Below are 17608 nucleotides of genomic sequence, written 5' to 3'. Positions count from 1 at the left end.
CTAGGCTCCCTTCACGGCGGTGCGTACGAGTACGACCTGGCCGCGGGCGCCGGGGACGGCGCCCTTGATCAGGAGCAGCGACTTCTCGACGTCAACCGCGTGGACCGTGAGGTTCAGCGTGGTGTGACGAACGGCGCCCATGCGGCCGGCCATTTTCATGCCCTTGAAGACGCGGCTCGGGGTGGATGCGCCACCGATTGAACCGGGCTTACGGTGGTTCTTGTGGGCACCGTGGGAAGCTCCAACGCCGTGGAAGCCGTGACGCTTCATAACACCGGCGAAGCCCTTACCCTTGGTGGTGCCAACGACGTCGATCTTCTGGCCGGCTTCGAAGAGCTCTACAGAGAGCTCCTGGCCCAGCTCGTAAGAGTCAGCATCTGCAGTGCGCAGTTCTACGACGTGGCGGCGAGGCGTGACGCCTGCCTTTTCAAAGTGACCAGCCAGCGGCTTGGTGACCTTGCGGGGATCGATCTGGCCGTAGCCGATCTGAACGGCGACATAGCCATCAGTGTCTGCATTGCGCAGCTGCGTGATGACGTTCGAGTCAGCCTGGACCACAGTGACGGGGATGAGCTTGTTGTTCTCGTCCCAGACCTGGGTCATGCCGAGCTTCGTGCCCAGCAGGCCCTTTACGTTACGGGTTGCGGTCATAGTCTCTCAGCACCTCCCTACAGCTTGATTTCGATGTTCACGTCGGCCGGCAGGTCGAGACGCATCAGCGAATCAACAGCCTTGGGCGTGGGGTCGATGATGTCGATCAGACGCTTGTGAGTACGCATTTCGAAGTGCTCACGGCTGTCCTTGTACTTGTGCGGAGAGCGGATGACGCAGTAGATGTTCTTCTCCGTCGGCAGCGGCACAGGGCCTACTACCGTGGCGCCTGCGCGCGTGACCGTCTCAACGATCTTCCGTGCTGAAACGTCAATGACCTCGTGGTCATATGACTTCAGCCGGATGCGGATTTTTTGTCCCGCCATGTCGCCTGACTCTCTTTCAGTCTGTGCTTCCCCTGTTTGGGGCTGCCCTGTTTACTTACGCGTTGTGTGGCTGCCGAAGCAATTGAAGTCGTAACTACCACCCGCCGCACAAGCTGAATCCGGATGAATCCGGGTTCCTCAACCTGCCGGCGTAACCGACCCCCGCGGTCGGGCGTGTCGCGCTGTGCACGCGTACTCGTCCGCAGTTCCATGGGGAGTGGGTTATGTTTGGGCTCCTACCTGGACCCTGACACCCGGCATTATCCGGATCGGGACGCGAAAGAGCGCTTGAACAACTCATCTAGTATGCCGGAATTAACGGGCATAAGCCAATCAGCGGCCGCGCTCGGGTGGCCACGACGCCCGCGGGGAGCACTCGTCGGGGCCCGGGCGACTGCAGGACCGGCGTTCCGGTCATTGCCTTCAGCGGACGGCGTGGGCATGATGGGGTCATGTCTGTGCAGGATTCCGTAGCGGTCCAGGCCCTGGCCGCGCGCCTGAGCCCGGATTTCCAGCTGGGCGTGGCCTCGGCCGCATTCCAGATCGAGGGGTCCCTCGCGGCCGGCGGCCGCGGGCCTTCCGGCTGGGACGCCTTCGTCGAGAAACCCGGAAGCATCCAGGATGGCCACTCCCCCGCGGTCGCGTGCGACCACTACAACCGCGCCACCGAGGACGTCGAACTGATGCGCACCCTCGGCGTCGACTCGTACCGCTTCTCCATCTCCTGGCCGCGGGTCCAGCCTGATGGCACCGGGCCGTTCAACAGCGAGGGACTCGATTTCTACGACCGGCTCATCGACCAGCTGCTTGAGGCCGGCATCTCCCCGATGGCCACCCTGTACCACTGGGACACTCCCCTGCCGCTGGAACACCGCGGCGGCTGGCTGAACCGTTCCACGGCGGAACGCTTCGCCGAGTACAGTGCGGCAGCCGGCCGGCGCTTCGGCGACCGAGTGGCCCAGTGGGTCACGCTCAACGAACCGGTGTCAGTCACCCTCAACGGCTACGCCCTCGGGGTCCACGCCCCGGGCCATGACCTGCTCTTCGACGCCCTGCCAGCCGTTCATCACCAGCTGCTCGCCCACGGCCTCGCCGTGCAGGCGTTGCGTGCGGAGGCGGTCACGGGCGCCGTCGGCGTCACCAACCTGCATTCCCCGGTACGGCCCGCAACCCGCTCCATTTCGGACAAGTTCCTGGCCGGCATTTTCGACCTGACGCTGAATCGCGTGTACGCGGACCCGCTTCTCCTGGGCCGGTACCCCAAGGTTCCGCTCGTCGCCAAGCCGTGGTTCCGTTCGCTGGGGAAGGTCTCCGACGCCGACCTGCGGACCATCCACCAGCCCCTGGACTTCTACGGACTGAACTACTACTACCCCGTTAAAGTCGCCACCGGACGCGGTCCGGGCGAAAGCCCCGTGGGCAGCACCGAGGCGATGCTCAAGATGCCGTTCCATATGGCCGCGTTCCCGGAATACGCCACCACGGGCTTCGGCTGGCCCGTGGCTCCGGACCATCTGGGCCCGCTGCTCCGGGAACTGAAGGACAGGTACGGCGGGGCGCTCCCACCGCTGTACATCACAGAAAGCGGGGCCAGCTTCCCCGAACCCGACCATGTGTCCGGTCCCATCGCCGATGCTGACCGGATCAACTACATCGCGTCCCATCTGGGCCATGCCCTGGATGCCACGGCACCCGGCGGGATCGCTGAGGACGTTGAACTGCTGGGCTACTACGTCTGGACCCTGATGGACAACTTCGAGTGGGCGGCCGGGTATTCACAGCGATTCGGTCTGGTCCATGTGGACTTCGACACCCAGGAACGGACGCCCAAGGATTCCTACTACTGGTACCAGGCGCTCAGCCGGGCCCGCAGAGCCTGAGCCCGCGGGCCTACTTGTCCTTGTTGGCCCGGTTGATGCGCTTGGCCCGCTCAATCTCGTGGCGGAAGTGGTTCTTGGCCCAGAAAACGCCGGCGACGACGGCAACAGCCACCAACAGGAAAATCAACCAGCCCATTGTGAGCTCCCTTCGATTGGAAGCAACGATATCAGCGCTTGGCCCCGGTCAACCACGGTCCGCCGGCCCTCGTGCCGGCGCACGGCGGACCTTCGCCTCGGCGGGGGTCAGCGGACGCCCTCCCACAGGGCCCGCTCCCACGGCCGGGGATCCTCCACCACCTGGGAGACCGCGCCAAACCGCATGGTTGCCCTCCGCCGAAGGTCATACCTTGGCCAGCCCGGGTCCCCGGTGCCGGCGAAGGAAACCCACGCGGCGTGCATGCTGCGCGCCAGTTCTTGCGGCGGGTCGTTTCCCAGCAGCGGTCCGAAGAGCGGAGCATCCGTGGCGGCCGTGTCGAATACAAAGGGAACTTCGACGGCGTGGACCGCGCCGAGGCCCGGCGAGGCCCAGTCGAACTCGTACATGAACGTGCCTGCGCCCGCACTGGCGGCGGTGGCGTGGGCGTCGGCAAGCCGTATGGCGGGGATCCGCATCCACCAGTCCGTCTGGACCGCGGCCAGCAGTTCACCGGGCGGCGCTTCGGGGTATCTCATCCGGTAGGCGGACAGGGCCTGTTCGGCCGGCAGCCCGTAAGCCGCCAGGGACTGATAGCCGTAGGCACGGACCGGACCGGTCAGGATTCCCACGGTAATGCGGGCCATCGCCCCGCTGGCCACCAGCCACAGCCGCCAGTCATCGGTATTGGTGCCGACGATGACGTCCACCGCTCCCCCGGCTCCCGCCGCGATCCGCTCTATCGGCGGGCCCGGCAGGATGTCGCCGTCGACGATCGGCTGCCACGGCATCACGCTCGCGACGACGGCCTGTCCCCAGCGTTCCAGGTCCGGGTCGGCGAGCAAGTCATCCTTCAGCGCGGCCTGCGCCGCGAGGAGCCGTTGGACTCCGACGGCGGCGATCGCATCCCGGGTGGCGGGCACCCCCAGCTTGCCGGCCAGGTATCCGGCGATGCGCAACGCATCATCAGCCGGCGTGACCTGGTGGGCCGCGCCGCTCTGCAGGATGGCCCTGTTGAACAGCCGCTCTGCGCGGGGCATCGCCAGCAGCATGCCAATGCTCATCGCCCCGGCGGACTCGCCGAAGACCGTGACGTTGCCGGGGTCCCCGCCGAAGGCGGCGATGTTCGTCTGCACCCACTGCAGCGCCGCGACCTGATCGAGCAGGCCGAGGTTGGCGATGCCGTCGTCGAGGTAGAGGAACCCCTCCGCGCCGGGACGCCAGTTGATGACAACACAGACCACCCCGTCCCGGGCGAAGCGGCTCCCGTCGTAGGCCGCCGTCGAGCTGAGCTCGAACATGCCGCCCTGGATCCACACCATCACGGGGAGCTTCGTGGCGCCGGGATCCGGCGTCCAGACGTTGAGGTTGAGGCAGTCCGCCGAGGGGGCAGCGCGTTCCACCGCCGCGAACGCGGAGCTGACGTCCGTCCAGTTCTCCGAGGCACCGGTCTCCGGACCGCCGGTGGCGGGAAGCGCCACCTGCGGGGGCTCCGGCCCAAGCGTCGTGGCGTTCCGGACGCCGGACCACGGCTCGGCCGGCTGTGGCGGCCGGAGCCGGTTCGCGCCGAAAGGCGGTGCGGCGTACGGGACTCCGAGAAAGGAATGTACGCCGGCCGCAGTGCTGCCGCGCAGCTCGCCGCCAATAGTCTTGACCACTACGTTCATCACACCATCGTGGGTCCTGACGCCGGGTACCGAAAGGGGCGTTGGTCCTTCAGCGGCAAGAGGGCACAAAAAAACAGCCCCGCTGCAAATGCAGCGGGGCTGTTCCTTACTTCACGGAGGCCGTCAGACGGCTGTACCGATCAGAGATCTAAACACAGATCAGCAAGTATTACTTGAGGATCTTGGTAACGCGTCCCGAACCAACGGTGCGGCCGCCTTCGCGGATAGCGAAGCCGAGGCCCTCTTCCATGGCGATGGGCTGGATGAGCGCAACGGTCATCTCAGTGTTGTCGCCGGGCATAACCATTTCCGTGCCTTCCGGCAGGGTGATAACGCCGGTTACGTCCGTGGTGCGGAAGTAGAACTGCGGGCGGTAGTTGGAGTAGAACGGGTTGTGACGTCCGCCTTCGTCCTTGGAGAGGATGTAGACGTTAGCCTCGAAGTCGGTGTGCGGGGTGATGGAACCCGGCTTGACGACAACCTGGCCACGCTCGACATCGTCGCGCTTCAGACCGCGGAGCAGGAGGCCACAGTTCTCGCCGGCCCATGCTTCGTCGAGCTGCTTGTGGAACATCTCGATACCGGTAACCGTGGTCTTCTGGACCGGGCGGATGCCGACGATCTCGACCTCGGAGTTGATGGCGAGGGTTCCACGCTCGGCGCGGCCCGTAACAACGGTGCCACGGCCGGTGATCGTGAAGACATCTTCGATCGGCATCAGGAACGGCTTGTCACGGTCACGTACGGGGTCCGGAACGGACTCGTCGACAGCTTCCATGAGATCCTCGACGGACTTGACCCACACCGGGTCGCCTTCGAGAGCCTTCAGGCCGGAGACGCGGACAACCGGAGCTTCATCGCCATCGAAGCCCTGAGCCGAAAGCAGCTCGCGAACTTCCATTTCGACGAGGTCGAGGAGCTCTTCGTCGTCAACCATGTCCGACTTGTTCAGCGCGACCAGCAGGTAGGGAACACCAACCTGGCGGGCGAGCAGGACGTGCTCGCGGGTCTGAGCCATCGGGCCGTCAGTGGCGGCAACCACGAGGATTGCACCGTCCATCTGAGCAGCGCCGGTGATCATGTTCTTGATGTAGTCGGCGTGACCCGGAGCGTCTACGTGTGCGTAGTGGCGCTTCTCGGTCTGGTACTCAACGTGGGAAATGTTGATGGTAATGCCGCGCTGACGCTCTTCGGGAGCAGAGTCAATCGACGCGAAGTCGCGCTGCTCGTTGAGAGTCGGGTACTTGTCGTACAGCACCTTGGAAATCGCGGCCGTCAACGTCGTCTTACCGTGGTCAACGTGACCAATGGTGCCGATGTTAACGTGCGGCTTAGTCCGCTCGAACTTTGCCTTTGCCACAGGTTCCTCCTAGAACGTTTTCAAATGACTTACCCTTCAACCGCGCTTGTCGCGGCAGAAACTCCAGTAAGTCTACTTGGGGGGCTTTGGTTTGATGAAATTGCAGATTCAGGAACTAATACTAGTCCCACGAGTCTGTCGGTGCAGATGGCCGGATCCGGCCTGACCGGAAAGCGGCGGACCGGGGACCGGCCATCTGCACCAGGTGAATCTCCGTAGTTAGAGACGCACCCGAGTTTTTGTAGCTGCGAGAGTCGCGGGGACTATTCGCCGCGGTTCTTCTGGATGATCTCGTCGGCGACTGCCTTCGGGACCTCGGCGTAGCTGTTGAACGTCATGGAGTACACAGCGCGGCCCTGGGTCTTGGAACGCAGGTCACCGATGTAGCCGAACATGCCGGACAGCGGAACGTGCGCACGGATGACCTTGACGCCCTGGGCATCTTCCATGGACTGCATCTGGCCACGGCGGGAGTTGAGGTCACCGATAACTTCACCCATGTATTCCTCAGGGGTGCGGACCTCTACATCCATCAGCGGTTCGAGCAGGACAGGGTTCGCCTTGCGTGCGGCTTCCTTGAAAGCCATACGGCCGGCGATCTTGAACGCCATTTCCGAGGAGTCAACATCGTGGTACGCGCCGTCAATCAGCGTGGCCTTGATGCCGACAACCGGGTAGCCGGCCAGGACGCCGTCGTTCAGTGCATCCTGGATACCGGCGTCAACAGACGGAATGTATTCGCGCGGAACGCGGCCACCAGTGACCTTGTTCTCGAACTCGTACATCTCGCCTTCGGACGTGTCCAGCGGCTCGATCGCGATCTGGATCTTTGCGAACTGGCCCGAACCACCGGTCTGCTTCTTGTGCGTGTAGTCGTGACGCTCTACAGCACGCTTGATGGTTTCGCGGTAAGCAACCTGGGGCTTGCCCACGTTTGCCTCGACCTTGAACTCGCGGCGCATGCGGTCCACCAGGATGTCCAGGTGGAGCTCGCCCATGCCGGCGATGATGGTCTGACCGGTGTCTTCGTTGAGGGAGACCTGGAAGGTCGGGTCCTCAGCGGAGAGCTTCTGGATGGCCGTGGAGAGCTTCTCCTGGTCACCCTTGGTGTTCGGCTCGATCGCAACAGAGATCACGGGCTCCGGGAAGCTCATGGACTCGAGGACGATCTGGTTCGAAGAATCGCACAGGGTGTCGCCCGTGGTGGTGTCCTTCAGGCCGATCGCTGCGTAGATGTGGCCGGCGGTAGCGCCGTCAACGGGCATTTCCTTGTTGGCGTGCATCTGGAACAGCTTGCCGATGCGCTCCTTCTTGCCCTTGGTGGAGTTGACCACCTGGGCGCCTGCTTCCACGTGACCGGAGTACACGCGGATGAAGGTGAGCTGGCCGAAGAAGGGGTGAGCAGCAATCTTGAACGCCAGGGCCGAGAACGGCTCCTCGGAGGACGGCTTGCGGGTCAGTTCCTTCTCTTCGTCGCGAGGATCGTGACCGATCATCGGGGGGACGTCGAGCGGGTTCGGCAGGTAGTCCACGACGGCGTCAAGCATCGGCTGTACGCCGCGGTTCTTGAACGCGGAGCCACAGAAGACCGGGTAGAGCTCGGAGTTGATCGTCATCTTGCGGATGCCGGCCTTGAGCTCGTCCTCGGAGATTTCTTCGCCTTCGAGGTACTTCTCCATGAGCTCTTCGGAGGACTCTGCAACGGTCTCAACGAGCGTTGCGCGGTACTCTTCAGCCTTTTCCTTGAGGTCAGCCGGGATCTCCTGGATCTCGTACTTGGCACCCATGGTGACGTCACCCTTGGAGTCGCCGGGCCAGACCAGGGCACGCATGTAGAGCAGGTCGACGACGCCGATGAAGTCGTTCTCGGCGCCGATCGGCAGCTGCATAACGAGCGGCTTGGCACCCAGGCGGCTGATGATGGTGTCGACGGTGAAGTAGAAGTCAGCGCCGAGCTTGTCCATCTTGTTGACGAAGCAGATACGCGGAACGTTGTACTTGTCAGCCTGGCGCCAAACAGTCTCAGACTGCGGCTCCACGCCTTCCTTGCCGTCGAACACGGCAACTGCACCGTCGAGGACGCGCAGGGAGCGCTCAACCTCAACCGTGAAGTCCACGTGGCCGGGGGTGTCAATGATGTTGATCTGGTTGTTTTCCCAGAAGCAGGTCACGGCGGCAGACGTGATGGTGATGCCGCGTTCCTTTTCCTGTTCCATCCAGTCAGTCGTCGAAGCGCCGTCGTGCGTTTCGCCGATCTTGTGGTTCACACCCGTGTAGAACAGGATGCGCTCGGTAGTAGTGGTCTTGCCGGCATCGATGTGGGCCATGATGCCGATATTGCGGACCTTGCTAAGGTCGGTAAGCACGTCCTGTGCCACGGTGTCTCCCTTTCGGATGGACTGCACGTTCGCCGCCGGCTCGGTTGAGCCGGCGGCGTCCGGGAAGTATTACCAGCGGTAGTGTGCGAAGGCCTTGTTGGACTCGGCCATCTTGTGGGTGTCTTCGCGACGCTTCACAGCGGCACCGAGACCGTTGGAGGCATCCAGAATCTCGTTCTGGAGGCGCTCGGTCATGGTCTTCTCGCGGCGGGCCTTCGAGTAGCCAACCAGCCAGCGCAGGGCGAGTGCGGTGGAGCGACCCGGCTTGACCTCAACCGGAACCTGGTAGGTGGCGCCACCGACACGGCGGGAGCGGACCTCGAGGGAAGGCTTGACGTTCTCCATGGCCTTCTTGAGGGCTGCAACGGGGTCGCCGCCGGACTTGGCACGAGCACCTTCGAGTGCACCGTAAACGATGCGCTCTGCGGTGGACTTCTTGCCGTCAACGAGCACCTTGTTGATCAGCTGGGTGACCAGCGGGGAGCCGTAAACGGGATCTAGAACTAGCGGCCGCTTGGGGGCCGGACCCTTGCGAGGCATATTACTTCTTCTCCATCTTTGCGCCGTAGCGGCTACGAGCCTGCTTACGGTTCTTGACACCCTGGGTATCGAGGGCGCCACGGACGATCTTGTAGCGGACACCCGGAAGGTCCTTAACGCGGCCGCCACGGACGAGCACAATGGAGTGCTCCTGCAGGTTGTGGCCTACACCGGGGATGTACGCGGTGACTTCAACGCCGCCGTTGAGGCGCACACGTGCAACCTTACGCAGAGCCGAGTTCGGCTTCTTCGGGGTCGTCGTGTACACGCGGGTGCAAACACCGCGGCGCATCGGGCTGCCGTTAAGCGCGGGAGCCTTGGTCTTCTTGACCTTAGGCGTGCGGCCCTTGCGGACCAGCTGGTTAATCGTAGGCACTCTCGTGTTCTCCGTTTTATCCGGAGCGGCCGTTGGCAGCCGCTCTCTTGTCGCTGCGCCCCGCCGCTCGAGCTTTGAAGTTCTCTCCAGAGCAGCTGAGGCGAAGCCTTAATAGTCGGACCGCACGCCGGGATCCACGGACTTCCATCCTGAATTGCCCCTAGGCATGCGAAAATGTGGCATACGTTGCACAAGAACCCTGCAAACCGGAAACGTCGTCCTGGTTCAGCCTTCAGCTCTCAGCTGTCTAACTAAACCGGCGCACTCATCCACTGCCACAATAACAATTAGTCTCAAGTCTAACACGGACGGGTCCCAGCCCTTAATCGGCGCGGAACCTGGCTCCTCCGACGTCGGCCGCTCCCCGGTTTAAACGGGGATGGTCCCCCACCTTGCGGTGAGGGACCATCCCGTGGTTCATGGCTTGAACTACCAAGGGCAGGGCGACCGGGTCCCTACGTGGCGCGGAACGCGACACGAAAGGGCCCGCCCTGCCCGTTAGCGGAAGTCGCTGCCCAGATCGTAGTCATCCAGCGGGATGGCGTGGAACTCAGGAGCTCCGTCGCCGCCCAGGGAATCGTAGGAGAAGTCACTGAACGCGCTGGGGCCGGTGAACAGATTGGCCTTTGCTTCTTCAGTGGGCTCCACGGTGACCTCGGTGTAGCGCGGGAGACCCGTGCCGGCCGGGATGAGCTTACCGATAATGACGTTTTCCTTGAGGCCGAGCAGCGGATCGCTCTTGCCTTCCATGGCCGCCTGCGTCAGGACGCGGGTGGTCTCCTGGAAGGAAGCTGCGGACAGCCAGGACTCGGTCGCCAGGGACGCCTTGGTGATGCCCATGAGCTCGGGACGGCCGGAAGCCGGCGTCTTGCCCTCGGACACAACGCGGCGGTTGGCATCCTCGAAGCGGCTGCGCTCGGCGAGCTCGCCGGGCAGCAGATCCGATTCGCCGGACTCGATCACCGTGACGCGGCGCAGCATCTGGCGGACGATAACCTCGACGTGCTTGTCGTGGATACCGATGCCCTGGCTGCGGTACACGCCCTGGACCTCGTCCACCAGGAACTTCTGCGCGGCACGGGGGCCCATGATGCGCAGAACCTGCTTGGGGTCGACCGGGCCGTTGATGAGCTTCTGGCCGACGCTGACGTGATCGCCGTCTTCGATGAGAAGACGTGAACGGCGCAGCACCGGGTAAGCGATCTCTTCGGATCCGTCATCCGGGGTGATGACCAGGCGCATCTGACGCTCGGACTCTTCGATGGCGATGCGGCCGGCTGCTTCAGCAATCGGTGCGACACCCTTCGGAGTACGGGCTTCGAAGAGCTCCTGGATACGGGGCAGACCCTGGGTGATGTCGTCGCCACCGCTGGAGGAAACAGCACCACCGGTGTGGAACGTACGCATGGTCAGCTGGGTGCCCGGCTCACCGATGGACTGTGCGGCGATGATGCCGACTGCCTCACCGATGTCGACGGTCTTACCCGTGGCCAGCGAACGGCCGTAGCACAGGGCGCAGGTGCCGACGCTGGACTCACAGGTGAGTACGGAGCGGACCTTGACCTCGGTGATGCCGGCGGCGAACAGTTCGGCAATGACGACGTCGCCGCAGTCAGTGCCGCCCGCGGCCAGGACCTTGCCCTTGGAGTCAACGACATCCACGGCCAGGGTACGGGCGTACGCGCTGTTCTCGACGTTCTCGTCCAGGACCAGCTCGCCGTTGGCGTCAGCCACGGCGATGGCGGTCATGAGACCGCGCTCGGTGCCGCAGTCCTCTTCACGGACGATGACATCCTGCGACACGTCCACCAGACGACGGGTCAGGTAACCCGAGTTGGCGGTACGCAGCGCGGTGTCAGCCAGACCCTTACGGGCACCGTGCGTGGCGATGAAGTATTCCAGCACCGACAGGCCCTCGCGGTAGGAGGACTTGATCGGACGCGGGATGATCTCACCCTTAGGGTTGGCCACCAGGCCACGGATACCCGCGATCTGGCGGACCTGCATCCAGTTACCACGTGCGCCGGAGGACACCATGCGGTTGATGGTGTTCATCGGGGACAGGCTGTCACGCATCGCCTGGGCGATTTCGTTCGTTGCCTTGTTCCAGATTTCGATCAGTTCCTGGCGACGCTCGTCGTCGTCGATCAGGCCCTTGTCGTACTGGCCCTGAATCTTGGCAGCCATGGTCTCGTAGCCGGCGAGGATCCGCGGCTTGTCCTGGGGCACCTCGATGTCGGAGATGGCGACGGTGACGCCGGACCGGGTGGCCCAGTAGAAACCGGCATCCTTCAAGTTGTCCAGCGTTGCCGCCGTGACCACCTTCGGGTAGCGCTCCGCGAGGTCGTTGACGATCCGGGACAGCTCGCCCTTGTCGGCTACATCCTCAACCCACGGGTAGTCCTCGGGCAGGGTCTCGTTGAAGAGGACCTGGCCCAGGGAGGTCTGGACGAGCACGGTCTGACCCGGCTCCCAGCCTTCCGGAGCTTCCCAGCCGGCGTAAGGCACAAAGCCCTCAAGCCGGATCTTGACCTGGGAGTTCAGGTGCAGCTCGTGCAGGTCGTACGCCATGATGGCTTCCGACACGGAGGAGAAGATCCGGCCCTCGCCAGCTGAACCGACACGCTTGGTGGTCAGGTGGTAGAGGCCGATGATCATATCCTGCGAAGGCAGCGTCACCGGGCGGCCGTCAGACGGCTTCAGGATGTTGTTCGAGGACAGCATCAGGATGCGGGCTTCAGCCTGGGCCTCGGGGCTCAGCGGCAGGTGGACTGCCATCTGGTCGCCGTCGAAGTCAGCGTTGAAAGCGCCACAAACCAGCGGGTGAAGCTGGATTGCCTTGCCTTCAACAAGCTGCGGCTCGAACGCCTGGATGCCGAGACGGTGCAGGGTAGGTGCACGGTTCAGCAGCACGGGGTGCTCGGTGATGATCTCTTCGAGGACGTCCCAGACCTGCGGGCGGTAACGCTCGACCATCCGCTTGGCCGACTTGATGTTCTGCGCGTGGTTGAGGTCAACCAGGCGCTTCATCACGAACGGCTTGAAGAGCTCCAGTGCCATCTGCTTCGGCAGGCCACACTGGTGCAGCTTCAGCTGCGGGCCGACGACGATCACCGAACGGCCGGAGTAGTCAACGCGCTTACCCAGGAGGTTCTGGCGGAAACGACCCTGCTTGCCCTTGAGCATGTCGCTCAGGGACTTCAGCGGACGGTTGCCCGGTCCGGTGACCGGACGGCCGCGGCGGCCGTTGTCGAAGAGGCTGTCAACAGCTTCCTGAAGCATGCGCTTCTCGTTGTTGACGATGATCTCCGGAGCACCCAGATCAAGCAGTCGCTTGAGGCGGTTGTTGCGGTTGATCACGCGGCGGTACAGGTCGTTGAGGTCGGAGGTCGCGAAGCGGCCGCCGTCCAGCTGGACCATGGGGCGCAGTTCCGGCGGGATCACCGGGACGGCGTCCAGCACCATGCCGAGCGGGCTGTTGTTGGTGGTCAGGAACGCGTTGACCACCTTGAGCCGCTTCAGGGCGCGGGTCTTGCGCTGGCCCTTGCCGTTGGCGATGACGTCACGGAGCATGTCCGACTCGGCCTGCATGTCGAAGTTCTCAAGACGCTTCTTGATCGCCTCGGCACCCATGGAGCCTTCGAAGTACATGCCGTAGCGGTCGCGCAGTTCGCGGTACAGGCCCTCGTCACCTTCAAGGTCGGCGACCTTGAGGTTCTTGAAGCGGTCCCAGACCTGCTCGAGGCGCTCGATCTCAGCATCCGCGCGCTTGCGGACGTTGGCCATCTGGCGGTCAGCGGAGTCGCGGGCCTTCTTCTTGTCGGCAGCCTTGGCGCCTTCGCCTTCGAGACGGGCAAGCTCGTTCTCAAGGTCGCGGGCGATCGTGGCGATGTCGGAGTCGCGGTTGTCGATCAGCTGCTTCTTTTCGATGTCGTGCTCAACCTGGAGGTTGGGCAGTTCTTCGTGGCGGCTGTCGGCGTCGACGCTCGTGATCATGTAGGCGGCGAAGTAGATGACCTTTTCGAGGTCCTTCGGTGCCAGGTCAAGGAGGTAGCCCAGGCGGGACGGAACACCCTTGAAGTACCAGATGTGCGTGACCGGGGCGGCCAGCTCGATGTGGCCCATGCGCTCACGGCGGACCTTTGCACGGGTGACCTCAACGCCACACCGCTCACAAATGATGCCCTTGAAGCGCACGCGCTTGTACTTACCGCAGTAGCATTCCCAGTCGCGGGACGGGCCGAAGATCTTCTCGCAGAAGAGGCCGTCCTTCTCAGGCTTGAGCGTGCGGTAGTTGATGGTTTCCGGCTTCTTAACCTCGCCGTAAGACCAGCCACGGATGTCTTCCGCGGTGGCGAGGCCGATCTGCATGAGGCCGAAGGAGGATTCGCTGGACATATGGTCCCTGTTCTCTCTTGTTCTCTAAATTCTGAAGTCTTGGGTTACGGGAAGAGGGAGGAGGCGCCGGGGAAAAGACAGCGCGGCGGGGCCGCTTGCTTTTCCCCGACCCCTGCCTGCTAAACCTCTTCTACGGAACTGGGCTCTGCACGAGACAGATCGATGCCCAGTTCTTCCGCAGCCGTGAAGACTGCGTCATCAGAGTCACGCATTTCAATTGTGGTTCCGTCCGTGGAAAGAACTTCCACGTTCAGGCACAGCGACTGCATTTCCTTGATCAAGACCTTGAAGGACTCAGGAACGCCCGGCTCCGGGATGTTCTCGCCCTTGACGATGGCTTCGTAGACCTTCACACGACCATGGATGTCATCCGACTTGATCGTGAGGAGCTCCTGGAGCGTGTATGCGGCGCCGTAAGCTTCGAGCGCCCACACTTCCATTTCACCGAAGCGCTGGCCACCGAACTGTGCCTTACCACCCAGCGGCTGCTGCGTGATCATGGAGTACGGGCCGGTGGAGCGCGCGTGGATCTTGTCGTCCACCAGGTGGTGGAGCTTCAGGATGTACATGTAGCCGACCGAGATCGGATCCGGGAACGGCTCGCCGGAGCGGCCGTCGAACAGACGGGTCTTGCCTGAGGAGTTGATCAGGCGGTCGCCGTCGCGGGTGACGTTGGTGGAGTCGAGGAGACCAGTGATTTCCTCTTCACGCGCACCGTCGAAGACCGGCGTTGCAACAGTGGTCGAGCCACTCTCGCGCGGCAGGTTCGGCAGCTGCTTGACCCACTCGGGCTCGCCTTCGATCTTCCAGCCGGTCTTGGCAACCCAGCCAAGGTGCGTTTCCAGCACCTGGCCGACGTTCATACGGCCCGGGACACCCAGCGGGTTCAGGACGATATCAACGGGGGTACCGTCGGCAAGGAAGGGCATGTCCTCGATCGGGAGGATCTTGGAGATAACACCCTTGTTGCCGTGGCGGCCGGCGAGCTTGTCGCCGTCGGTGATCTTGCGCTTGGCAGCCACGTAGACACGGACCAGCTGGTTGACGCCCGGGGGCAGCTCGTCGTCGTTGTCGCGGTCGAAGACCCGGACACCGATCACGGTGCCGGACTCGCCGTGCGGAACCTTCAGGGAGGTGTCGCGCACTTCGCGGGACTTCTCACCGAAGATGGCGCGCAGCAGGCGCTCTTCCGGGGTCAGCTCGGTCTCGCCCTTCGGCGTGACCTTTCCGACCAGGATGTCGCCGGCTTCGACCTCGGCACCGATGTGGATGATGCCACGCTCGTCCAGGCCGGCCAGGACTTCCTCCGACACGTTCGGGATGTCACGGGTGATTTCCTCGGCACCAAGCTTGGTGTCGCGGGCATCGATTTCGTGCTCCTCGATGTGGATGGAGGAAAGGACGTCCTCAGCCACGATGCGCTGGGACAGGATGATGGCATCCTCGAAGTTGTGGCCTTCCCATGACATGAATGCCACGAGCAGGTTCTTGCCAAGGGCCAGTTCGCCCTGGTCCGTTGCCGGGCCGTCGGCGATGATGCCGCCAACTTCCAGGCGCTGGCCTTCGCTCACCAGAACGCGGTGGTTGTAGCAGTTGCCCTGGTTGGAGCGGGCGAACTTGTTGATGCGGTAGTTGGTTTCCGTACCGTCGTCGTTGAGCACGATGACCAGCTCAGCGGAGACCTCGGTCACCACGCCTGCCTTCTTCGCGATGACAACGTCACCGGCGTCGACTGCAGCGGCGCGCTCCATGCCGGTACCGACGAACGGCGCCTCGGAACGGACCAGCGGCACGGCCTGGCGCTGCATGTTGGCACCCATGAGTGCGCGGTTAGCATCGTCGTGCTCGAGGAACGGGATCAGGGCCGTAGCAACGGACACCATCTGGCGCGGGGAAACGTCCATGAACTCGACGTCGGCGGCGGGAACCAGCACAGGCTCGCCTCCACCACCACGGGCGCGGACGAGGACGGTCTCTTCGGCGAACTTCTTGTTCGCGTCGAGCGGAGCGTTGGCCTGGGCAATCAGGACCTCTGCTTCGTCGTCGGCCGTGAGGTACTGGACCTCATCGGAGACGACACCCTCGGACACAAGGCGGTACGGGGTCTCGATGAAGCCGAACGGGTTGATACGTCCGTAGGAAGCCAGCGAACCGATCAGACCAATGTTCGGGCCTTCAGGGGTTTCGATGGGGCACATACGTCCGTAGTGGGACGGGTGAACGTCTCGGACTTCCATGCCTGCACGGTCACGGGACAGACCACCCGGGCCAAGCGCCGACAGACGGCGCTTGTGGGTCAGACCCGACAGCGGGTTGTTCTGGTCCATGAACTGGGACAGCTGGGACGTTCCGAAGAACTCCTTGATGGCTGCCACGACGGGGCGGATGTTGATCAGCGTCTGCGGCGTGATGGCCTCGACGTCCTGAGTCGTCATACGCTCGCGGACAACGCGCTCCATACGGGACAGGCCGGTGCGGACCTGGTTCTCGATGAGCTCGCCGACGGCGCGGATGCGGCGGTTGCCGAAGTGGTCGATGTCATCGATCTCAACGCGCAGCTCGTGGTCCTGGCCGTCGCGCTTGCCCGTGAGGGTCTTCTCACCGGCGTGCAGTGCGACGAGGAACTTGATCATGGCGACGATGTCTTCAACGTGCAGGACAGACGCTTCCTTGTCACCAAGGGAGCGGTCGATGCCGAGCTTGCGGTTGATCTTGTAGCGGCCAACCTTGGCCAGATCGTAGCGCTTGGAGTTGAAGTACAGGTTGTCCAGCAGGGACTGGGCAGCCTCGACCGTGGGCGGCTCGCCCGGTCGCAGCTTCCGGTAGATGTCCAGCAAGGCGTCTTCGCGGGTTTCGGTGGCGTCCTTCTCCAGCGTTGCGCGCATGGAGTCGTACTGGCCGAACTCTTCGAGGATCTGGCCTTCGGTCCAGCCGAGGGCCTTCAGCAGCACCGTGACGGACTGCTTGCGCTTGCGGTCGAGACGGACGCCGACCTGGTCGCGCTTGTCGATTTCAAGTTCGAACCAGGCACCGCGGGACGGGATGATCTTCGCAGTGAAGATGTCCTTGTCACTGGTCTTGTCGGCGGTGCGCTCAAAGTAGGCGCCCGGGGAGCGGACCAGCTGGGAGACAACAACACGCTCGGTGCCGTTGACAACGAAGGTGCCCTTCTCGGTCATCAGCGGGAAGTCACCCATGAACACGGTCTGCTGCTTGATTTCGCCCGTGTTGTTGTTCATGAATTCGGCCTTGACGTACAGCGGAGCCGAGTACGTTGCGTCCCGGTCCTTGCACTCGGCCATCGTGTATTTCGGATCAGCGAACTCCGGCTCGGAGAAGCTCAGGGACATGGTGCCCTGGAAATCCTCGATCGGGGAGATCTCTTCGAAAATGTCGGACAGCCCCGAGGAGGTGGCGACGCTGAGGTCGCCTTCTTCGACGGCCTTGGCTACGCGTGCCTGCCAGCGTTCGTTTCCGACCAGCCAGTCAAAGCTGTCGGTTTGCAGGGCAAGCAGATTCGGAACGTCAAGCGGTTCGTGAATCTTTGCGAATGAGAGCCGGCGGGTTGCACCGTCGGTGCTGTCGGCATTGATAGCGGTTGCAGCGTTGTTTACATTAGAGGTGCTCGAGGCGACCAAGAGGGATCCTTCCACAGACCTTCAGGCGTTTTCAGATCTCCCCCGTTATGCACCCTGCAGAGTGACTCCGCAGTGCTACCAGTCCGGTTCCGCTATATGACCCGGGACCCGCGCTGACCATGATGGTGCCGTTGTTGACGGCACATTGATGGCGCAGCTGCCAGGCTAAGCCCACCGCTATATGAAGGCTGAAGGTAAACAGGGAAGACGCAAATATCTACGATACGGCAAAGCAACCTACTTGTCTACCCCACTTCGCCC

The 17608-nt window shown here is 63.1% G+C and carries 11 protein-coding genes; 1 reads left to right on the top strand and 10 read right to left on the bottom strand.

The window, feature by feature from the left end:
• Both rplC and rpsJ read right to left on the bottom strand, forming a co-directional pair.
• Window positions 1-651 carry a 50S ribosomal protein L3 gene (gene rplC / locus ASE96_RS01980; RefSeq protein WP_024366134.1) on the bottom strand — a complete coding sequence of 217 codons (651 nt, stop codon included), beginning with the start codon at window positions 649-651 and terminating at the stop codon, window positions 1-3.
• 17 nt (window positions 652-668) lie between these two features.
• Complete coding sequence (gene rpsJ, locus ASE96_RS01975; protein WP_038464699.1) at window positions 669-977, bottom strand: 30S ribosomal protein S10; 309 nt, start codon at window positions 975-977, stop codon at window positions 669-671.
• Window positions 978-1429: 452 nt separating this feature from the next.
• On the opposite strand from rpsJ, the gene ASE96_RS01970 reads away from it, so the two are divergent.
• Window positions 1430-2857, top strand: a complete 1428-nt coding sequence (locus tag ASE96_RS01970; RefSeq protein WP_056425225.1) for a GH1 family beta-glucosidase — start codon at window positions 1430-1432, stop codon at window positions 2855-2857.
• 10 nt (window positions 2858-2867) lie between these two features.
• Here the strand turns inward: ASE96_RS01970 and ASE96_RS19680 are convergent, their stop codons facing one another.
• The 8 genes from ASE96_RS19680 to rpoB form a co-directional block, all read right to left on the bottom strand.
• Window positions 2868-2993, bottom strand: a complete 126-nt coding sequence (locus ASE96_RS19680) for a hypothetical protein (protein WP_268753730.1) — start codon at window positions 2991-2993, stop codon at window positions 2868-2870.
• A gap of 107 nt (window positions 2994-3100) precedes the next feature.
• Window positions 3101-4657, bottom strand: a complete 1557-nt coding sequence (locus tag ASE96_RS01965; protein WP_056425219.1) for a carboxylesterase/lipase family protein — start codon at window positions 4655-4657, stop codon at window positions 3101-3103.
• Window positions 4658-4826: 169 nt separating this feature from the next.
• A complete protein-coding gene (gene tuf / locus ASE96_RS01960) occupies window positions 4827-6017 on the bottom strand; it encodes an elongation factor Tu (protein WP_056425216.1) in 1191 nt (396 codons plus the stop codon).
• A 263-nt stretch (window positions 6018-6280) separates the two neighbouring features.
• Entirely contained in the window at window positions 6281-8395 is a 2115-nt protein-coding gene (gene fusA, locus ASE96_RS01955; RefSeq protein WP_056425214.1) for an elongation factor G, read from the bottom strand.
• Window positions 8396-8464: 69 nt separating this feature from the next.
• Window positions 8465-8935: a 30S ribosomal protein S7 gene (rpsG, locus tag ASE96_RS01950; RefSeq protein ID WP_011692813.1), complete on the bottom strand. Its 471-nt coding sequence runs from the start codon at window positions 8933-8935 to the stop codon at window positions 8465-8467.
• A 1-nt stretch (window position 8936) separates the two neighbouring features.
• Window positions 8937-9311 carry a 30S ribosomal protein S12 gene (gene rpsL / locus ASE96_RS01945; RefSeq protein WP_011692814.1) on the bottom strand — a complete coding sequence of 125 codons (375 nt, stop codon included), beginning with the start codon at window positions 9309-9311 and terminating at the stop codon, window positions 8937-8939.
• A gap of 498 nt (window positions 9312-9809) precedes the next feature.
• Window positions 9810-13709: a DNA-directed RNA polymerase subunit beta' gene (locus ASE96_RS01940; protein WP_056425211.1), complete on the bottom strand. Its 3900-nt coding sequence runs from the start codon at window positions 13707-13709 to the stop codon at window positions 9810-9812.
• A gap of 119 nt (window positions 13710-13828) precedes the next feature.
• Window positions 13829-17347: a DNA-directed RNA polymerase subunit beta gene (gene rpoB / locus ASE96_RS01935; protein WP_056425206.1), complete on the bottom strand. Its 3519-nt coding sequence runs from the start codon at window positions 17345-17347 to the stop codon at window positions 13829-13831.
• Between the last annotated feature and the right edge of the window lie 261 nt (window positions 17348-17608).

It is taken from the genome of Arthrobacter sp. Leaf69, assembly GCF_001422645.1.
GTDB lineage: Bacteria > Actinomycetota > Actinomycetes > Actinomycetales > Micrococcaceae > Arthrobacter.
This window is presented reverse-complemented; position numbering and strand designations above follow the sequence as displayed.

Bases quoted from the DNA above. Each gene is read 5' to 3' on its own strand.
- rplC (WP_024366134.1), bottom strand. From the start codon at position 651: ATGACCGCAACCCGTAACGTAAAGGGCCTGCTGGGCACGAAGCTCGGC.
- rpsJ (WP_038464699.1), bottom strand. From the start codon at position 977: ATGGCGGGACAAAAAATCCGCATCCGGCTGAAGTCATATGACCACGAG.
- ASE96_RS01970 (WP_056425225.1), top strand. From the start codon at position 1,430: ATGTCTGTGCAGGATTCCGTAGCGGTCCAGGCCCTGGCCGCGCGCCTG.
- ASE96_RS19680 (WP_268753730.1), bottom strand. From the start codon at position 2,993: ATGGGCTGGTTGATTTTCCTGTTGGTGGCTGTTGCCGTCGTCGCCGGC.
- ASE96_RS01965 (WP_056425219.1), bottom strand. From the start codon at position 4,657: ATGAACGTAGTGGTCAAGACTATTGGCGGCGAGCTGCGCGGCAGCACT.
- rpsG (WP_011692813.1), bottom strand. From the start codon at position 8,935: ATGCCTCGCAAGGGTCCGGCCCCCAAGCGGCCGCTAGTTCTAGATCCC.
- ASE96_RS01940 (WP_056425211.1), bottom strand. From the start codon at position 13,709: ATGTCCAGCGAATCCTCCTTCGGCCTCATGCAGATCGGCCTCGCCACC.